The sequence below is a fragment of the Frankia nepalensis genome (genome assembly GCF_016786325.1).
Taxonomy (GTDB): domain Bacteria; phylum Actinomycetota; class Actinomycetes; order Frankiales; family Frankiaceae; genus Pseudofrankia; species Pseudofrankia nepalensis.
Genome location: NZ_JADWYU010000144.1, coordinates 60,227 through 78,946 on the forward strand (window position 1 = coordinate 60,227; position 18,720 = coordinate 78,946).

Below are 18,720 nucleotides of genomic sequence, written 5' to 3' on the forward strand. Positions count from 1 at the left end.
CTGGCGGATCCGTCGTGGCCGCCGCTGGCGGGGCAGGGTGGGTTGGGTGTGTTGCCGCCGTAGAAGAGGCCCTGGCACTTGTTGCACCACAGCCAACCCGACTGCCGGTCGCTAGCCGCGTATGTACCTCCCGGGAAGCTTTGATCCGGAATATAGGGGAACTCCGGAGTATCGGGCGGATTCGGTCTCCTTGGTGGTCTGACCGGCGGACGGCGGCTGCCCCCTCTGCAACCGGCGGTGCCGACCACTACGACCACTGTTATCAGCGCCAGCCGGCGCGACACAGGCTGCCGATCGTGATCCAGGTGAATCCTTGAATCGTCCATCCAGAGCGTCTCCGTTCGGGGCCATGCGATCCTGGTGCGCCGTAGTTCGCCGCCCTTCTGGCAGACAATGTGTTCGTGGCAGCGTTTACCGGCGCTGGCGCACTTGTCGGGGCGGTAGGTGACGCGGCACCACGGCACGCCGGCGGGCTCGCCAGTGGCCGGGTCGTCGAGAGGTTCGTCCGCAACGCTGACGGAAGACGGCGAGGGTGAGCTGCCCCGGTGGTGATGAGCGGCGGTCGGCGGCGGGGCCGGTGGCCGCCAGGTCGGCGGCGACGGCGTCGGGGCGCAGGCGCGACAGAGGCAGGCAAGCGACAGAGGCAGGCAAGCAAGGCGAGCGTGTTGGTGCCGGCTTCGGCTTCGCGGGTGCGCAACGCGCGTCCCAGCTGGCCGTTTAAGTACAATTCGTGGCCGACTATGCGGAGACGGCCATGGGGTGACGGGGGTTACATCACGGTCATGAGCGACTCCCGTGACGCCCACCCCGACGAGACCGCGCGTCGGGCCGGCGACGACGACCACGACGCGACCGTGCAGCGGTCCTTCACCCAGCAGACCGGCCTGTTCGCGGGGGAGAACGCGGTGTTCGCCGCCCCCCGGGCCACGCCGCCGCCGGCCTGGGTGGGGCCGTTGCGCCCGGACACGATTGTCCTCGACGTGGCCTGCGGCGCGGGCCATCTCGCCGAACAAATCGCGCCGCACGTGCGTCAGGTGGTCGGGATCGACCTGACCGGCGCGTTGCTGGGGATGGCGGCCGACCGGCTGGCGGCGGCGGGGATCACGAACGTGCTCCTGCAGGAGGGTGACGCCGCCGCGCTGCCGTTCCTGGACGGCTCGTTCGACGTGGTCGTGTCCCGGGCGGCGCTGCACCACTTCCCACGCCCGGGCGGGCCGGTCGCGGAGATGGTCCGGGTGTGCCGGCCGGGCGGCGCGGTGGCGATCTCGGACATGGTCGCGCCGAGCGCCGACCTGCGCGGCCCGTTCGACGCGCTGCACCGCAAGCTCGACCCGTCACACGCCGCGGTCCTGCTGCGTCCGGAACTGGTCGAGCTGCTGCGCGCGCAGCTGGGACCGCTGGAGCACGACGAGGGGCAGGCGCCCGGGCGCCTGCCCCTCGACCGGATCCTGACTCCCATGGCCGACCGGGACGCCGTCGTCGCGGACCTGCGCGCCGAGCTCGCCGGCGGCGCGCCGACCGGCTTCGGCCCCGTTGACGCGGACGGCCAGCTCCTGGTCACCTTCACGACCGCGGCCGTGCGGGCGACCAAGGCGGCGTAGCGGCGGGTCCTCGCTCCCGGTCACCTGCCTGACTGGTCATGAGGTCATAGGAACCACCGGCGTACCGGCACAGGCACAGGCACAGGCCCACGATCGTGCCGCGCACCCTGTTCGGCACCCCGCACCCGCCGAGCCCTCGCTGGTGGCGCTGGCCCCGCTGTTGCCCGAGCGCGCCACGCGCCCTGAGGGCTGGGATCAGCGGGGGAGCAGCGCCTACGGCCCCCCGCGCTGACCGGCCCAGGGCGGAGGCCCGTGGCCCTTGTCTCGGGCGACGGGCCGCGAGCCGCCGCCGTCCTCGTCCGGCTCACAGGCGGCATCATCCGAGGCCGCCGCCCCGTCGGTTCCGGACGCGGCGCAGTCCGACGCCGGGGCGGCGGCGACCGCCTGACCTGTCACGGCCGGGGCACCTGGCGCGCTGGTCGCGGCGCTCCCGGTGGCGTGCGCGGGCGCCGCCCCGCCGGAGGAGCCGCCATCCTGCCCAACCGTGGACTCGCCGTCGGGCGGGGTGGTTGTGCCGGCCGACGGCCGGGAGGCCGGCGGCGAGGAGGGCTGGACCGCCGTGTCCGGGTCGGACGCCGCCTGCAGGCTGGTCGCGGCGGCGAGGGCGACCAGCATCCCGGCGACGGGTACCAGCGCGCGGCGACGCCTACGGCCGCCCGCCTCGGCGGCGCCGTGCGCGGTGGCCGGCTCGGCCGGTGGGGACGCGGCGGGTCCGTCGGAACCGGTGTCCAGGCCCGCGATCGAGAACCGCGCCGACGGCAGGAGCGGGGAGGCCGCCGAGGAACCCGCGAGGCGGGACCGGGGCGGCGGAGCCTGGGCCGGACGCCGCGCGGGCGGCTTCGCTGGCTCTGCCATCGGCGCTGTCGGGGGTCCGCCCGCGGGCGAGGCGGCGGACAGCTCGTCGAGGAGGCGGCTCGCGCTCGGCCGGCAGTCGGGCTGCTTGCGCACCGTCGCGGCGATCACTGTTCGCAGGTGTCGTGGGAGAGCCGTCAGGTCGGGCTCGGCATAGACCGTCCGGTAGAGGAGGGAATCAGGCGGGCCGTCGCCGAACGGAGCCCTCGCGGTGGCCGCGTAGGCGAGGGTGAGCCCCAGGGCGAAGACGTCCGCGGCGGGCCCGGGGCGGCTGGCCGTGGCGAGAAGCTCCGGGGCGATGTAGCCGACGCTGCCGAGGACCACCCCGGTCGTGGTCATGGTGCCGGGGAGCCCGGCGGCAATGCCGAAGTCGATGACCTTCGCGCCGTCGGGGGCCAGCATGACGTTGCTCGGTTTCAGGTCGCGGTGCACCACCGCGGCCTGATGGATGGCGACCAGCGCCGAGGCCAGGTCGATCGCCAGTTCCCGCAGGCGGTGCGCCGGCAGTGGGCCGTGCCTGGCGACCACCGTCCGTAGGTCGGATCCCGGGATGTACTCGGAGGCCAGCCAGGGCTGCTCCGTTTCGGGGTCGGCATCGAGCAGCCGCGCCACCCGCGGGCTGTCGACCGCCGCTGCCGCGGCCACCTCCCTGCTGAAGCGTCGGACGAAGTCCGGATCGTCGGCGTACTCGTCCCGCAGGACCTTGACGGCGGCCTGCCGGCCCGCGGCGTCCTCTCCGAGGTAGACCACGCCCATCCCGCCGCTGCCCAGCCGGGCGGCGAGCTGGAACGGACCGACGGATGCAGGATCTCCGTGGCGCAGCGCCTTCACCGATGCCCCAGCCTCTCGACGTCGCCGCGCCCGCCCCGAGCGCGTCCGCCGTACATGCCCGCAAGTCCGCGCCATATCCCCGCGAGGTCCCGCTTTCGGTGAGCGGAGGAGCCACGCGCCCTGCGCCGCGGCGCCCGTGACGACACCGGCCGGGCGGCTCGTGATCACCCGGTCGGCCGGCATCCCACGCCGGTATACACAGCATGTATACATGCCATGTATAGTCGCCGTCATGTCGATCGGACACGCCCTGCTGGGGCTGCTGGAGAGCGGGCCGCGGCACGGCTACGACCTGAAGAGGTCCTACGACGAGCGGTTCGGGCAGGACCGGCCGCTGCACTACGGGCAGGTCTACGCGACGCTGTCGCGGCTGCTCAAGGGCGGCCTCGTCGAGGTCGACGGCGTGACCCCGGGCGACGGGCCGGAACGGAAGCGGTACGCGATCACCACGGCCGGCGTCACCGACGTCGAGCGCTGGCTCGCGGCGCCGGAGAAGCCCGAGCTCTACCTGCAGAGCACCCTCTACACGAAGCTCGTGATCGCGCTGCTCACCGGCCGGCCGGCCGCCGACGTGCTCGACCGGCAGCGCGCCGAGCATCTGAACACGATGCGCGCGCTCACCCGTCGCAAGGCCACCGGCGACCTCGCCGACCAGCTCGTCTGCGACCACGCGCTGTTCCACCTGGAGGCAGACCTGCGCTTCCTGGAGCTCGCCGCCGCCCGGCTCGACGCCCTCGCCCGGACGGTCACGGAGGCCCGGCCATGACGCCCGACACCCCCGGCCCGCTGGCCGAGGCGACACCCATCAGCCCGACAGCCACCCCGGCCGAGGCGACGGCCGAGGGCGGGTCGCTGCTGGCCGCCGTCGAGCTGCGCAAGCGGTTCGGCGCGACGACCGCGCTCGACGGTGCCAGCCTGCGGGTCGCCGCGGGCGAGATCGTCGCGCTGATGGGGCCGAGCGGATCGGGCAAGTCGACGTTGCTGCACTGCCTGGCCGGGATCTTCCCGCCGGACGCCGGCGAGGTCCGCTACGGCGACCGGAGCCTGTCGAGGATGTCCGAGACGGCCCGCAGCGCGCTGCGCCGCGGCGAGTTCGGTTTCGTCTTCCAGTTCGGTCAGCTCGTCCCCGAGCTGACCTGCGCGGAGAACGTCGCCCTGCCGCTGCGCCTGTCCGGGGTGCGCCGCCGCGAGGCGCAGCGCCGCGCCGTCGGCGAGCTCGAGCGGCTCGCCGTCGCCGACGTCGCGCGCAAACGGCCCGGTGAGGTCTCCGGCGGCCAGGGCCAGCGGGTCGCGGTCGCCCGCGCCCTCGTCACCCAGCCCAAAGTCATCTTCGCCGACGAGCCCACCGGCGCGCTGGACTCCCTCAACGGCGAGCAGGTCATGCGCCTGCTGACCGAGGCCGCCCGCGCGAGCCGGGCCGCCGTCGTCCTGGTCACCCACGACGCCCGCGTCGCGGCCTACTCCGACCGCGAGGTCGTCGTGCGCGACGGCCGCACCCGGACATTCGGGTGAGCGCCCCGACCACCCGGCGCCTGGACGACCCGGCCCCGCGCGAGCCCGACGGTCCCAGCGGCGGCGCGGCCGGCCCGGCGCGCGCGGCGGCGACGCAACTGCTGCTGGGCGCCCGGCTGGCGGTGGCCGGCGGCGGCTCGGCCTGGCTGCGCACGGCGCTGACCGGCCTCGGCGTCGGCCTCGGGGTCGCGCTGCTGCTCGTCGCCGCCTCGGTGCCCGCCATCCTCGCGGCGCGGGCCGACCGCCACGAGGCCCGCGACTGGGAGTGGGCCGTCTCCCCGGCGCGCGGCGACACCACGATGCAGGTGCGCGACTACCGGACCGAGACCGGCGGGATCCGGGTCAGCGGCCTGGTGCTGCGGCCCGAGGGCACCCGCCCGCCCGTCCCGCCCGGCCTGTCCGCCGTGCCCGGCCCCGGCGAGATGGCCGTGTCCCCGGCGCTCGCCCGGCTGCTCGACTCGGCCGGCGACGGGTCGAGCCTGGCCGCCCGGCTGCCGTTCCACCGGGTCGCGACGATCGGCCGCGACGGCCTGTCCGGCCCGAACGAGCTGTTCGTCTACATCGGCGCCCCGGCGGGCTCCGAGCTGCGGTCGAGCAACTCGTCGACGGTGGCCCGGATCGACCGTTTCGGCGTCGCGGGGCCGTCCGAGGGCCCGCTGCCGGCCGCGCTCATGATGCTTGTGATCGTCATCGTCGCCGTGCTCCTGCTGCCGATCGGGGCGTTCACCGCGGCGGCGGTCCGGTTCGGCGGAGAGGCCCGCGACCGGCAGCTGGCCGCCGTGCGGCTGCTCGGCGCGGACCCGGCGATGGCCCGGCGGATCGCCGCCGGCGGGGCGCTGGCGAGCGCCGCGGCGGGCTGCCTGGCCGGCGCGGCGCTGTTCGTCGTCGGCCGCGCGTGCGCGCAGCGGTTCACGCTGTTCGGCGCGAGCGTGTTCACCGACGACATCCGGCCGGTTCCGGCGCTGGTGGCGCTGGTGCTGGCCGCCGTGCCGGCGAGCGCCGTCGCGGTGACCCTGTTCGCGCTGCGCGGGGTGGTGGTCGAGCCGTTCGGAGTGGTCCGGCGCGCGCCGACGACCCGGCGGCGGCTGTGGTGGCGCCTCGCGATGCCGGCGATCGGCATCGCCCTCGTGCTGCCCGTCGACCTCGACGGCCCCTTCGGCGCCGGCCCCCAGGCCCAGCTCGCCGCCGGAGTGGTCCTGACCCTCCTGGGCGTGACCGTCCTGCTTCCCTGGCTGGTCGAAGCGGCGGTGCGCCGGCTCGGCGCCGGGCCGATCAGCTGGCAGCTCGCGGTGCGCCGGCTGCAACTGGACAGCGCCACCACGGTCCGCTCGGTCGCCGCCGTCTCGGTCGCCGTCGCGGGCGCGATCGCCCTGCAGATGGTCTTCACCGTCGCGGAGCAGGCCTTCGTCCGCCCCGACGGCACCCGCGACTCGCTGGTCGCGGTGGAGGTCGACGGCTCGACCGACGGCCGGGCCGCGCCGACGCTCGCCCGGTCGGTGACCGGGATCGAGGGGACGACCGGGGCGGTCGGCTTCGCCAAGGGCTACGCGACGTCGGTGGAGCCGATCGGGGGCAACCCGGGCTACGGCGGGCTCGGGACGGTCCTCACCGTCGCCGACTGCCCGACGCTGCGCCAGCTGGCCAGGATCTCCAGCTGCGCCGACGGCGACGTCTTCCTCGCCGCAGCGCCTTACTCACCCCAGGGCTGGTGGTCGTACGGCCCGGCGGGCCCGACGGCCGACGACGGCTCGCCGCCGTTGGTGCTCGACCCCGAACAGATCGCCGACCCGGCGACCAGACAGCTGCTGGACTCCACGTCGGAACCGGTCCTGCCCGGTCCGGGGGTGCGGCTCGTCGTCGGCGACCCCCCGCCCGTCGAGGGTGACGCACCGGACCCGGACCGGCCGGTCTGGACGATTCCCGCGACGGCCGTCGTGACGCGGACGAACCACCCGATGTACGACGGGGTGCTCGCCACGCCGGGCGCCGTGCCGACGGCCGTGGTCACCGCGCTGCGACCGACGGCGGTCGTCGACGTGGACCGGCGGGTACCCGGCGCCCTGGACCGGCTCACGGACGCGGCCGCCCGCGTCGACCCGCTCATGACCACGATGGCGTTCGGTGACCTCGTCCTCGACCCGAGGTTCGGCCAGATCCGCCTGTCGCTCTACGTCGGGATCGTCGTCGTGCTGGGTCTGATCGGGGCGAGCCTGCTGGTGACCGTCGTCGAGCAGCTGCGCGAACGGCGGCGGGTGCTCGCGGTGCTGGTCGCCTTCGGGACCCGGCGGTCCACCCTGGCCGCGTCCGTGCTGTGGCAGACGGCCGTGCCGATGGTGCTCGGGGTGGGCCTCGCGACCGGCGTGGGCCTGGGCCTGGGCAGCGCGCTGCTGCACCTGGTCGACTGGTCGCCCACGTTCGACTGGGCGCACGTCGCGACCGTGGCGGCGGCGACCGTGGCCGTCGTCGCCGGCGTGACGGTGGCGAGCCTGCCGGTGCTGTGGCGGCTGATGCGCCCCGCCGGCCTGCGTGCTGAATAACCCGGCGCGGGCCGTCCGGCCACGGCCGGCGGCCCGCGCCGAGGAGGCGGCGGGCGCGGACCGGGGTTAGCCGACGCGGTCGGCGGGGCCGGACTTGACGGCCTCCACGAACTGGCTGAGCTGGTTGTCGGACAGCTTGCCGCAGGAGGCCAGGTCCGCCTCGCTGATCATCCCGACGAGGCGGTGGTCGTCGATCACCGGCATCCGCTTGACCCGGTGCTCGCTCATCCGCTGGAGGACCTCGTCGAGGTCCGCGGCCGCGTCGACGTAGAACGGCTTGCCCTGGGCGAGCTGGCTCGCCGGCGTCGTCGCCGGGTCGCCGCCGGCGGCCAGGCAGCGCACCACGATGTCACGGTCGGTGATGATTCCCTGCAATCGGTCGTCGTCGCCGCAGATCGGCAGCGCGCCGACACCCAGGTCCCGCATCCTGCGCGCGGCGTCGAGCAGGGTTTCGCTCGCCCCAATGCAGGTGGCGTCCGAGTGCATGATCTCGCGTGCGGTCGTCATGACGGTCCTCTCGCGTCGACATCCAGCCGCCGACGGACGGGATCATGACTGCCGGTCCCGGCGCCGGCGGCTGCTCGGCGGCCGCCGGCGGGCGCGGTCGTCGGACGCGGTCGTCGAGCGCGGTCGTGCCGCGTCGCCGCGCGCCGGCTGGCCGTCGTCGGGATACCCGCCTCGCCCGCGCGCAAGCCCCGGCGATCATGAACGTCGCGGTGGCCCGGGGTCACCGTCCGTCGACGGGATCCCGGCGGCCCTCAGAGCAGCGTGAGCACCCGGGGTCCCTCGGCGGTGATCGCGACGGTGTGCTCGACGTGGGCGGCGCGGCTGCCGTCGGTGGTGCGCAGTGCCCAGCCATCCGGGTCGGTGCGGTAGCGGTCACGCCCGCCGCTGATCAGCATCGGCTCGATCGCGAGCACCAGCCCGGGGCGCAGCGGCAGCCCGCGTCCCGGCCGGCCCTCGTTGGGCACGTGCGGGTCCTCGTGCATCCGCCGGCCGATGCCGTGCCCGCCGAAGCCGTCCGGGATGCCGTAGCCCGAGCGGCGGCAGACCAGGCCGACGGCGTGCGCGATGTCGCCGAGGCGCCCGCCGGGGCGGGCGGCGGCGATCCCGGCGGCGAGCGCCTGCTCGGCGGCCGTGATCAGGCGCTGGTCCGCGGGCCGGGCGGCGCCGACGGTGAAGCTGACAGCGGCGTCGCCGGTCCAGCCGCCGAGCTCGGCGCCGCAGTCGATGCTGACCAGGTCCCCGTCGCGCAGCCGGTAGTCGTCCGGGATGCCGTGCACGATCACGTCGTTGACCGACGCGCAGATCACCGCCGGGAACGGGGTCGGCGCGAACGAGGGCAGGTAGTTCTGGAACGTCGACGTCGCGCCTGCCGCGGCGATCACCTCGGCGGCGGCCGTGTCGAGCTCGCGCAGGCTCGCGCCGACCCGGGCGGCGGCACGGGCCGCCTCCAGCGCCCGCGCGACCACCCGGCCGGCCTCGCGCATCGCGGCGATCGCCTCCGGCGACTTCAGTTCGACCATGTCCGGGCTCCTGGGGGGCGGGGCGCCGCGGCGCCCGTGAACGATGTCGATAACTATACCGGGATACAAATACCGGGCTAGGATGTGGCCATGGTGCGCACCCCGCTGACCAGCGACGAACGGGCCCGCGGCGAACGGCTCGGCGCCCTGCTGCGCGCCGCCCGCGGCGAGCGCAGCATGGTGCGCGTCGCCGAGCTCGCCGGCGTCTCCGCCGAGACGATCCGCAAGATCGAGTCCGGTCGGATCCCGACCCCCGCGTTCTTCACCGTCGCGGCCCTGGCCGCCGTCCTCGGGATCTCCCTCGACGAGATCGCCGCCGCGTGCGCCAACTCCGGCCGCGTCGCCGACGCCCTCGACTACGTCGCCCACCGCATGTCCGCCTGACACCTCACCCCGGCGCGGCCTCCACCCGGCCACGCCCACCGCGCTTCGCCCGGTACAGCGCGGCGTCGGCGCGCTCGACCAGCCCCGCCACCTCGTCCCCGGCGGCGGGCACCGCCGCGGCCACCCCGACACTCACCGTGACGACCCGCGCGGCGACCAGCGGATGCGGCTCGGCGAGCTCCGTGACGCCGCGGCACAGCCGCCATGCCAGCCGGCCCGCGGCCTCGACGTCGGTGTCCGGCAGCACCAGGACGAACTCCTCACCCCCGTACCGCGCGGCCAGCGGCGTGTTGCCCAGGTCCCAGACCAGCCGGGCCGCGACCCGCGCCAGGCACCGGTCACCCGCGGCATGCCCGAAGTGGTCGTTGTACAGCTTGAAATGATCAATGTCGATCATGGCGAGTGCCAGCGGGCGGGCCTGCTGCCGGGCCCGGTTCCATTCGGAGCCCAGCACCTCCTCGAGCCGCCGCCGGTTCGCCAGCCCCGTCAGCGGATCGGTGACCGAAAGCTGCTCGAGGCGCCGGTTGGCGGCGGCCAACTGCCCGGTCCGCTCGGCCACCTTGCGCTCCAACGACGCATACACCTGGAGATTGTCGAGCGAGACCGTCAACTGCCCGGCGATGAGCATGATCCCCTCAAGGTGCTCATGGGAGAACGCCGAACGGATCATCCGGTTCTCCAGCACCAGCATCGCCCGCGGCTCACCCCGGATCGCGATCGGCACGGCCAGCAGCGAGCAGCGGTCCAGCCCCCGGAAGCACGGGTCGCGACGAAACCGGTCGTCACGGGTCGCGTCCGCGACGACGACCGGCTCGCCGGTGCGCTCGGCGTACCGGATCACCGACGACGGCAGCGGGCAGCGCGGACCGGCCTCCGCGAGCCGGTCCGTGCCCCCCGGGCACGCCGGCGCCAGCCAACCGCGTTCCTCCGGGCTCCACAGCAGGACGTGGACACCGGTGGCGCCCGTCATCTCCGACAGGATGCCCTTGAGTCGGACCCGCAGGCCCTCGATCGTCGTCTCGGAGCTCAGCGCCTGCGACGCGGCGACGATCGCCCGCACGTCGATCGTGCCGGCCGTGAACGTCGAACGGCGGGTGGCGGACTGCCCCGGCGGCGCGGACGACGCCGACCCGGCGAGCGTCGGATGCGCCCAGTCGAGCTGACCGACCTTCGCGGCCGCCCCCCAGGCCACGTACTGGCGACGGGCGGCGGCCAGCAGCGAGTTGCCCGCCAACGTCATGCCGTGCGCCAGGTAGAACCGCGCGGCCCGTTCCGCGATCAGAGCCCGGTGCCACGGGCGCCCGCGGGTCGCGGCCTCCCGCAGGGCCAGGTCGAACCCGCAGGCCGCCTGCCGGAAATGGCCGACGGCCCAGGCTCGTTCCGCCTCGACCAGGCGCAGCAGATGCTGGAAGTTGACCGGCGCGTCGGCCGCCCGCTCCGACAGCCAGTCGACCAGCTCGTCCAGCTCGGCCAGCGCGGCGTCACGCCCGTCCGCCCGCCCCGTCCGCGCCTGCCAGGCCACGGCCACCGCGCGCAGGACCCGCGCCGTGCCGATCACGTGGTTGGCCCCGAGCGTCGACACGAACGCCATGGCCGCCGCCGTGTGCCGGGCCAGCTCCGCCGGCTGGTCGAGCACCGCCGCCGTGATCGCCCGGGTGGCATGCAGGTTGGCCAGCGCGAACGGATTGCCGGTCAGCTTGCCGAGCACGGCCGTCTCGTCCGCCGCCGAGTCGGCCGCCTCGCCGCGCAGGACCCGCGCGAGGCGCCGCCATGGCAGGAACGTCTCCTCGGCGTGACCGTTGCCGGTGCGCGCGGCCATCGCCAGCGCCTCGTCGACCTCGGTGAGGTAGACCTCGAGCGTCGGCGCGCTGTCCAGCAGGTTGGACAACAGCACATAGTGCGTCCAGCAGGCATGGTGCAGGTCGGCGTTCCGCAGCAGCGCCGCCAGCGCGTCCCGCGCCTCGGCCACGTTCGTCTCGAGAGCGTCGAACCAGTGGCCCGTGCTCACCACGTACAGGAACCACGCCATCCACAGCTCGGGCTCGTAGCCACGCGCGCGGCCGACCGCGAGCAGGCGCCGCATTATCCGGTGCCCGGTCCGGTAGTCGCCGCGCCGCACGATCGTCACGAACGCGATATGGCCCGCCGGTCCCAGCAGCGCCGGATCCGGGCCGTGCCGTGCCCACAGCGCGAGCGCCTGCACGGTCAGCCAGGCCATCATCTCGTGGTCGCAGAAGTACGCCGCGGGCATGAGCCGGTCGAAGATCCTCATGGCGTCGCGCCGTTCGCGGCCGGACACCCCCGACCGCCGCAGGTCGTCGGACTCGTCGGTCTGCTCCATCCACGGATAGAGCGCGTCGAGGCCGCGGTCGATCTCCCCACCGAGATCCTCCCGGTCGGGCACGGCGAAACCGAGGCACCGCAACTGGTCGAGACCGAGGCGGATCGCCTCTTCTGGATGGTTGCGGTTGGTCAGGCTCAGGATCTGGGACAGGACCGCCGTCGTGCGCCGCGCCGGCTCGGCGGCCAGCCGGCAGACCGTGCGGAACTCCCCGTCCGTCTCGTCGAGCCGGCCGAGGCAGTACAGGGCGGACTGGCGCTCGCTGTGGACGGCGACCGCCTCGTCGAGGTCCGCCGGGTCGACGTGCCCCGCCGCGGCCGTCAGGAACCGCTCCGCCAGCAGGAAGTTGCCCAGCACCGTCGCGGCGGCGGCTGCCCGGCGAAACAGCCCGGTCATCAGCCGCCGTTCCCCGGCGTCGCGTACCGCGTCGGCCACGACCAGGTACTGCTCCGCCGCCACCGCGTGGTACTCCGGCCGGCCCGCCAGCCGCCTCGCCAGGCGCAGATGCCGATCCTGGCGCGCCGCCGCCGTCAGGGAGCTCAGGACCGACTCGCGCGCCCGGTCATGGGAGAACCGCGCGCTGGGCCGGCCGTCGAGCTCCAGGACCAGCACGCCGTCGGCGAACGCCGGGGCGAGCCGGCGCTCCAGCTCGTCGCCGTCCAGCCCGGTCGCGGCCTCCAGCAGGTCGAACTCGACCTGCCCGGCCAGGCAGGCGACCGCCGCCAGCAGGGCGGTCGTCGCCGGTGGCAGGGTGGCGACATGACCGGCCAGCAGACCGGTCATGTCCACCTGGTCCAGCCGGGCGCGCACCGCGGCCGGCTCCCACCGCCAGCCATGGTCACCGGCGGTCAGGACCCCGTCATGGCGAAGCGCGCCCAACAGCTCGACCGTGTCGTAGGGATTGCCACCCGTCGCCGGCGCGATCAGCTCCGCGAGCTCCCCTGCGGCCGGGGGAGCCAGGCGCAGCAGGTCGGCCACCATGGCCGCCTGGCCCGCCGGTGGCAGGCCGTCGAGGCGCAGCCGGCGGGGACCGGGCGGCTCGGACCGCCAGCGGGCGAGCATCGGCGCCAGCGGATGGGCGGCGTCCACGTCGCTCTCCCGGTAGGCGGCCACCAGCAGCAGCCCTTCGATCTTCTCCTCGCCGGCGAGGACCTGTTCCACGAAGCCCAGCGGTGTCCGCCCGGCCCACTGCAGGTCATCGACGAAGAACACCACCGGCCGGCGCGGGCAGGCGACGGCGCGCAGGATCTCCACCGCGGCGTGCTGCGCCCGCCCCCGGGCGGACATCGGGTCCCCCGGCTCCGGGCTGATCCGCATCAGGGTCGCCAGCTCCGGCACGGCGATGGCGGCCAGGCCGGCGTTCGGCCCGAGGCGCCGCAGCAACTCCTCCCGGACCTCCGCCAACCGGTCCTCCGGCTCGGCCAGCAGCAGCCGGCCAAGCGCCCGAAACGCCCGCGCGACCCCGTCGTACTCCTGGTCACGGCGATACTGATCGAACTTGCCCGACACGAACCAACCGTCGTGACGAGCCACGATCGGCCGCAGCTCGCCGACCAGCGCGGTCTTGCCCACTCCCGGCGCGCCGCCGAGCAGGATCCCGCTGCAGCGGCCCGCCATCGCCTCGGCGAACGCCTCGTCGAGCTCCCCGATCTCCCGATCCCGCCCGGCCAGCCGCGACGGCGTGAACGGCCGGTCCGGAAAGTCCTGCTGACCGGGACACGCCAGCGTGCCCTCCCGGCGCAGCCGGGACAGGTCACGTACCAGCCCGTCCGCGCTCTGGTAGCGGCCGTCCGGCTCCTTCTCCAGCAGATGCATGATGATCCGGGACAGGCCGGCCGGCACCGCGGGATTCACGGCCGCCGGCGGAGGCGGCATCCGTGTCAACGTGTCATGAATGATCCGCAACGGGTCGTGGGCGCCGAACGGCGGCGCGCCGGTCGCCAGCTCGTACAGGATCGCCCCGACCGCGTACAGGTCGGCCCGCTGGTCGACCGGGCGCCTGGTCCGGCCGGTCTGCTCCGGCGCCAGATACGGCAAGGTCCCGACGATCTGGCTGGGATGGGCGAACCGCGGCTGGACGGCGGGAACCGTCGTGGCCAGCGCGAAGTCGATCAGACAGGGGGAGTCCCCGTCCGGGCTCACCACGATGTTCGCCGGGCTGACATCCCGATGGACCACCCCGCGGCGATGCATCCCGGCCACGGCGCGGGCGAGCAGCCAGGCGAGATCCACCAGCCTGGCGGAGTCCAGCGGCGTCGCCCGCGTGGACAGGGCATCCCCGCCGACGTCGGCCAGCAGGATCGCCCCCGGGGACCGCGGCGCTTCGGACGCCAGCCGCGCGACGCCCTCCACGCCCGCCAGCCGCTCGAGGATCTCCACCTCGTGGCGCAGCCGTCGCGGCGCCTCGGGTCCCAGCGGCTCCTTGCGGATCACGCTGCCCGTGTCCAGCAGCAGCCGGGTGATCCGGGTCCGCTCCGACTCATGGAGCAGCTCCACCCCTGCCGCCGTCGACGGGTCCCCGACGGGCGTCATGCGCCACGACCCAGGCCCTGCGCCAGCGCGCCGCTGCACGCACCACCCACAGGTCCAGCCTGCCCTTGATCCGATGAGTGAACCGTCGGACCCATGCGGTGACGGCGGGTCGGCTGGCGCGACCGCCCGCGGCGCGCGGCACGGGCCCGCTGGCCGCGTCCTGGCCCGTGGGTGGGGCCGTCCGCGCGCGCCAACCGTGAACATGCTGTGATCTCGCGGGAGAGACCACAGTGTTCTCGATATCGCCACGTACGGGTGGGCCAGCCAGGGGGAGGGGCTCGTTCGCGCAGGTCAGCCCGGAAGTGTAGTGGCAGCGATGTCGCTTTCTGTAGATCGATCGCGGGTAGTGGTTACCTAAGGCGACAGATTCCCGACATCAGCGAAGTAGTTGCCGATGGCCGCCCAGTCTTCGTACTGTTTGTTCTCAGCGGAGCACAGTGAGTAGCAATGCCCAGGGGGGTGCGAACTGGCGATCCCCGCCCTGGATCCGGACGAGGAAGGCCGATGCCCCATGGCCAGCGCGACCGATGCCCAGATTTCCCGGCTGGACCGGTTAGGCGTCGCGCTGCGCGCGTGGTGGTGGATGGCCCGGCCCACGGCGCGCCGGGGCGAGACGACGACCCCGACGACGCTGGCGGACGGCGCCTGGGTGGTCGACACGCCGCCGACCGGCCTGCCCACCGTTCCCGTGCCCACACCCGCCGTCGACACAGCGTCCGCCCCCGCGTCCGACGCCGCCCCAGCCGCCCGTCCGCCCCGCCTGCCCGCGCGGCCACCGGCCGCCGCCATCGTGGGCGCCACCGCGCACCGGCTGCCCGCGAGGACCCGGCCGGGACCGGTCGTCCCGCCCGCCCGGCCCGAGCTGACAGGCCCCGGCCCCGCTCCCGGCGACGCCTTCCCGGGCAGCGAGAAGGTGGCGTACTGGCGAACGGCCACCCTGACGGCCACCTGGCTGGGGCTCGCCGTCGCCTGGCTCACCCACCCGACATTCCGGCTCGCCGACCTGGTCACCTTCGCCTGCCTGCTCACGCTCGCCGCGCTCGCGCTGGTCACGACCCGCGGCCTCGCCGGACAGCGCCGCGCCCAGGCCCGCGACGACCTGCTCACGATCTGGACCCTGCCGGTCGCCCTGCTGCTCCCCCCGGGCTACGCCCTGCTCGCCCACCTGCCGCTGTGCCTGCCCCAGGGCGGCGGCACCCACGCGCGCGCCGGGCGGCCGGCGGACGAGAGCGCGACGACCGAGGGCGCCCGGGGCAGAGTGGCCAGGGCCGCGGCGCTGGGCATCGCCGGCGCCGCGGCCTCCTGGCTGCACGGCGTCCTCGCGCCGGCGGCCGGCCCCTACACGGCGCACACCCTGGTCGGCTCACCGGCCCGCGTCGCCGCGCTGGCCGCCGCGACGCTCGCCTACGCCGCGGTCCGCGCGCTCCTGCTCACCACGCTCACGCCCGCGCTCGTGGTCCGCGCGACCCGCCCCGGCCACCCGTCACCGACCGCGGGACCCGGTGGCCGGTCGCCGCTGCCCGCGGGGGCCGGCCCCGAGGCCGTGGCGCTGTGCTGCGCGGTCGCGGTCGCCACGCTGTGGGCAGCCAACCCGCTCCTCATGATCACGGTCGTCCCGCCCGCGCTGGTGCTGGTGCGCAGCCTGCCGCCCGAGGAACTGCTCGCCGCGGCGCGCACCGATCCCAAGACCGGGCTCGCCAACGCCGCCTGGTGGCGCGAGGTCGCCGACGCCGAGCTCGCCAGGACCCGGCGGGCCGGCCGGCCGCTGTCGGTCCTGCTCGTCGACATCGACCACTTCAAACAGGTCAACGACCGCCACGGCCACCTGTTCGGCGACACGGTGCTGGTCGCCGTCGCCGACGCGCTGCGCGCCGCCACCCGACCCTGGGACCTGGTCGGCCGGTTCGGCGGCGAGGAGTTCGTCGTCCTGCTCGCCGACGTCGACCTGCCGGCCGCCGCCGAGATCGCCGAACGCATCCGCGCGCGGGTCGCCGCCACCCGCTGCCCGCTGGGCCCGCTCGCCGCGCCCGGCGGGCCGTCGGCCGTCGGCGTCACCGTGTCGATCGGCGCGGCGACCTGCCCGGCGGCCGTCGGGCTCGCCGACGCCCTCGAGGCCGCCGACGCGGCCCTCTACCAGGCCAAGAACGCTGGCCGTGACCGCGTCCGGCTCGCCGCCGAGCGGTCGGTCGCGGACCGGGCGGTGACGGACCCCGCCCCGCCACCGGTGCCGGCCCAGACCGCCCAGCCCGACTGACGGCAACCTCGTGACCGGTGCGCGGGGCGGCTCCGGTGCGTGGGGCGGCTCCGACGGGCGGCTGGTCATGACCTGTGGGGTGTTCGGCCATGAACCCAGAGGCCATGGTGCCGAATACCTCCTCGTCTGGCACCACAGCCCATGGCCCGATCTCAGGACCGGTCAGCACCAGCGATTTCCCGTCGCCCCGCGTGGTCGGCCAACGCCGGACCTCGGAACCAAGGGGAGCTGCCGGGTCGGCATGAGGCAGGCTCGGTGCCGGTAGCCGCCAGTGGGTGGCACTCGCGCCGACTGGACCGAGCCGAGTCCTTCGGTCAGATCGTGCCGCCCACTGACCGGCGGCTCAGCGGGAGTGGCGGGCGGCCAGGACGGTGTTGCGCAGCAGGAGCATCGTCGTGACCGGGCCGACCCCGCCGGGAACCGGGGTGAGCGCGCCGGCGACGGGCGCGATCGCGTCGACGTCGACGTCACCGACCAGGCCGGCGTCGGTGACGTTCGTGCCGACGTCGACGACCGTCGCCCCCGGACGGACGAACCCGGCGCCGACCAGCTTCGGCTGGCCCACCGCGGCGACGACGATGTCCGCCTCGTGCGCCACCGTCGCGAGATCCTTCGTCCGCGAGTGGCAGACCGTCACCGTCGCGTCCTCGGCGAGCAGCAGCAGCGCCGCCGGCTTCCCGACGACCGGTCCGCGACCGATCACGCAGGCCCGCGCGCCGGCGAGCGGGACCTCGGCGCGGCGCAGGATCTCGACCACCGCCTCGGCCGTCGCCGACGGGAACGCCGGCAGGCCGAGCGCCAGCCGGCCGAGGCTGAGCGGGTTCATCCCGTCGACGTCCTTCACCGGCGGGATCCGCACGCCCACCTCGCCGGCGGTCCTCCCGGCCGGCAGCGGGGTCTGCACCAGCACGCCGTGCACCGCCCGGTCGACCGCCAGCTTGTCCAGGACCGCGGCCAGCTCGTCCGGCCCGCCGGCCGGATGGTGGACCTGCACGGCGACCCCGACCTTGCCCGCGGTCCGTTCGATCACCTGCACGTAGGAGAGCGCCGCGGGGTCCGCGCTCGGCACCACCACGGCCAGGGTCGGCGTCACGTCCGTCTCGGCCAGCCGCTCCACCTCGTCGACGACGCCGCGGCCGATCTCGGCGGCCATCGCCCGCCCGTCCAGAAGCCTCATGCCGGCACCGTAACAACAGCTTCCGCGCCGAACGGTCACCGACCGTCTCGCGCCGCCCCATTCCACAAGATAGTCAACGCTGTTGACGCGCCAGCTCGGCGAAGTTGATCAAGTTAATGGTGGGAACGCCCGGGGGAGGAGCGCCTCGGCTGCCGCCGGCCCACGGCTGGCTCACCCAAGGCATCAGCGAGAACCCACCCCAGGCGCCGCGCCGCCGCTGATACCTCACCGGCGCCCGGCCTGTGCCAGCCCCTCGGTCGCGCCGGCACCCTATGCCTGTGGTTCCGCTGTCTCGTGCAGGCTCGGCCGCGGCACCTGTTCGGCCAGCCGGGGTGGGGCCATCAGGCAGTAGGAGTCGGTCAGGAGCTCGGCGAGCTCCTCCCAGTCGGTGGCGTCGTCAAGGAGCAGGCCGACGGTGTTCTCGCCCCACGACGCCCTGAAGTACGGCGGGCCGAGGCGCTCGAACGCGAGCACCTCACCGGGCTCGGCGCGAAAGACGATCCGGAACAGCTGGTCCTCGCCGCCGAACACGTGCGCCACCATCGCGTCACCGACGCGCCAGCGCACGCCCGTCCAGGCGTCCTCCTCGAGGCAGTCGGGAAAGCGGGTCAGCAGCGCGCCGAGGCGGCTGACCATCTCGACAGGCACGGGTGGGCGCTCAGCCATGCCTGGCACCATGCCAGACGGCACCGACAGTTCCCAGACCGCGTCGACACTTCGACCGCGCCGCCACGTCGCGGCCCGCGGCCCCGCCGTGCTCGGCTCCGTTGGTCTCGCTTCTGTTGGTCCCGGCTCTGTTGGTCTCGGCCACGTCGTCGCGCGGGGTCCCCACGCCGGCCATGCCCCATACCAGGGCCGTTCCGCCGTCGATGAGCCCGCGCCCCCCGGAGTACGACGGCCCCGTGGGCCAACAGCGCGCCGCGAGGCGCACCACCCGCCTCGGCCGGGCGGTTCCAGCCCTCCGAAACGCCGGCCCGAATCTAAAGAGCTCACTCATTGAGACCGGAGACTGTCCGCCACCCGACTGAATGGGTCCAGCTCTGCCTACCGTGCCCTGACGGTCACCCCGGATAACCTTCCTTCCGCGATCACCGCGAAGTCGGGGTCGTTTCCTGAAAGGCGAAGAACCGCGGGTGGCCGGCGCGTCAGCTTGCCGTGCGGCCACCCCGAACA

12 protein-coding genes are annotated in these 18,720 nt (G+C 74.8%); 6 read left to right on the forward strand and 6 right to left on the reverse strand.

The genetic code is table 11. The features are described from left to right. Nucleotides 1-782: 782 nt before the first annotated feature. Nucleotides 783-1,601 carry a class I SAM-dependent methyltransferase gene (locus I6A81_RS22200; protein ID WP_203007072.1) on the forward strand — a complete coding sequence of 273 codons (819 nt, stop codon included), beginning with the start codon at nt 783-785 and terminating at the stop codon, nt 1,599-1,601. A 213-nt stretch (nt 1,602-1,814) separates the two neighbouring features. On the opposite strand, the gene I6A81_RS22205 is transcribed toward I6A81_RS22200, so the two are convergent. Further along, nucleotides 1,815-3,284 (reverse strand): serine/threonine-protein kinase, encoded by a 1,470-nt coding sequence (locus I6A81_RS22205; protein WP_307874818.1) that lies wholly within the window; start codon nt 3,282-3,284, stop codon nt 1,815-1,817. A gap of 232 nt (nt 3,285-3,516) precedes the next feature. Here I6A81_RS22205 and I6A81_RS22210 point away from each other — a divergent pair, with 232 nt between their 5' ends. From I6A81_RS22210 to I6A81_RS22220, 3 genes are read left to right on the forward strand one after another with little or no spacing between them, the layout of a single operon-like run. Then, on the forward strand, nt 3,517-4,050 hold the full coding sequence (locus tag I6A81_RS22210) for a PadR family transcriptional regulator (RefSeq protein WP_203007074.1): 534 nt from the start codon (nt 3,517-3,519) through the stop codon (nt 4,048-4,050). Beyond that, nucleotides 4,047-4,796, forward strand: a complete 750-nt coding sequence (locus I6A81_RS22215) for an ABC transporter ATP-binding protein (protein WP_203007075.1) — start codon at nt 4,047-4,049, stop codon at nt 4,794-4,796. Before I6A81_RS22210 ends, I6A81_RS22215 begins: the two co-directional genes overlap by 4 nt. Beyond that, on the forward strand, nt 4,793-7,333 hold the full coding sequence (locus tag I6A81_RS22220; protein ID WP_307874819.1) for an ABC transporter permease: 2,541 nt from the start codon (nt 4,793-4,795) through the stop codon (nt 7,331-7,333). The genes I6A81_RS22215 and I6A81_RS22220 overlap by 4 nt, the downstream gene beginning before the upstream one ends. 66 nt (nt 7,334-7,399) lie before the next feature. Here the strand turns inward: I6A81_RS22220 and I6A81_RS22225 are convergent, their stop codons facing one another. Together I6A81_RS22225 and map are read right to left on the reverse strand one after the other, a co-directional pair. Then, a complete protein-coding gene (locus I6A81_RS22225; RefSeq protein ID WP_203004768.1) occupies nt 7,400-7,840 on the reverse strand; it encodes a CBS domain-containing protein in 441 nt (146 codons plus the stop codon). A gap of 251 nt (nt 7,841-8,091) precedes the next feature. Next, entirely contained in the window at nt 8,092-8,859 is a 768-nt protein-coding gene (gene map, locus I6A81_RS22230) for a type I methionyl aminopeptidase (protein WP_203004752.1), read from the reverse strand. Nucleotides 8,860-8,949: 90 nt separating this feature from the next. Between map and I6A81_RS22235 the strand changes: the two genes are divergently transcribed. Next, entirely contained in the window at nt 8,950-9,243 is a 294-nt protein-coding gene (locus I6A81_RS22235) for a helix-turn-helix domain-containing protein (RefSeq protein ID WP_203004753.1), read from the forward strand. A 4-nt stretch (nt 9,244-9,247) separates the two neighbouring features. Here I6A81_RS22235 and I6A81_RS22240 read toward each other — a convergent pair whose 3' ends face one another. Then, complete coding sequence (locus tag I6A81_RS22240; RefSeq protein WP_203004754.1) at nt 9,248-14,116, reverse strand: diguanylate cyclase; 4,869 nt, start codon at nt 14,114-14,116, stop codon at nt 9,248-9,250. 511 nt (nt 14,117-14,627) lie between these two features. Between I6A81_RS22240 and I6A81_RS22245 the strand changes: the two genes are divergently transcribed. Next, nucleotides 14,628-16,370, forward strand: coding sequence for a GGDEF domain-containing protein (locus I6A81_RS22245; RefSeq protein WP_203004755.1), 1,743 nt, complete (start codon nt 14,628-14,630; stop codon nt 16,368-16,370). Nucleotides 16,371-16,713: 343 nt separating this feature from the next. On the opposite strand, the gene I6A81_RS22250 is transcribed toward I6A81_RS22245, so the two are convergent. Next, the gene (locus I6A81_RS22250; RefSeq protein ID WP_203004756.1) at nt 16,714-17,547 is read right to left on the reverse strand and encodes a bifunctional 5,10-methylenetetrahydrofolate dehydrogenase/5,10-methenyltetrahydrofolate cyclohydrolase; all 834 of its coding nucleotides are present in this window, start codon (nt 17,545-17,547) and stop codon (nt 16,714-16,716) included. 270 nt (nt 17,548-17,817) lie between these two features. After that, complete coding sequence (locus I6A81_RS22255) at nt 17,818-18,213, reverse strand: MmcQ/YjbR family DNA-binding protein (protein WP_238429664.1); 396 nt, start codon at nt 18,211-18,213, stop codon at nt 17,818-17,820. Nucleotides 18,214-18,720 lie beyond the last annotated feature (507 nt).

Coding starts and splice junctions, on each gene's coding strand:
- I6A81_RS22200 (WP_203007072.1), top strand. CDS start 783: ATGAGCGACTCCCGTGACGCCCACCCCGACGAGACCGCGCGTCGGGCC.
- I6A81_RS22210 (WP_203007074.1), top strand. CDS start 3,517: ATGTCGATCGGACACGCCCTGCTGGGGCTGCTGGAGAGCGGGCCGCGG.
- I6A81_RS22215 (WP_203007075.1), top strand. CDS start 4,047: ATGACGCCCGACACCCCCGGCCCGCTGGCCGAGGCGACACCCATCAGC.
- I6A81_RS22225 (WP_203004768.1), bottom strand. CDS start 7,840: ATGACGACCGCACGCGAGATCATGCACTCGGACGCCACCTGCATTGGG.
- map (WP_203004752.1), bottom strand. CDS start 8,859: ATGGTCGAACTGAAGTCGCCGGAGGCGATCGCCGCGATGCGCGAGGCC.
- I6A81_RS22235 (WP_203004753.1), top strand. CDS start 8,950: ATGGTGCGCACCCCGCTGACCAGCGACGAACGGGCCCGCGGCGAACGG.
- I6A81_RS22240 (WP_203004754.1), bottom strand. CDS start 14,116: ATGACGCCCGTCGGGGACCCGTCGACGGCGGCAGGGGTGGAGCTGCTC.
- I6A81_RS22245 (WP_203004755.1), top strand. CDS start 14,628: ATGGCCAGCGCGACCGATGCCCAGATTTCCCGGCTGGACCGGTTAGGC.
- I6A81_RS22250 (WP_203004756.1), bottom strand. CDS start 17,547: ATGAGGCTTCTGGACGGGCGGGCGATGGCCGCCGAGATCGGCCGCGGC.
- I6A81_RS22255 (WP_238429664.1), bottom strand. CDS start 18,213: ATGGCTGAGCGCCCACCCGTGCCTGTCGAGATGGTCAGCCGCCTCGGC.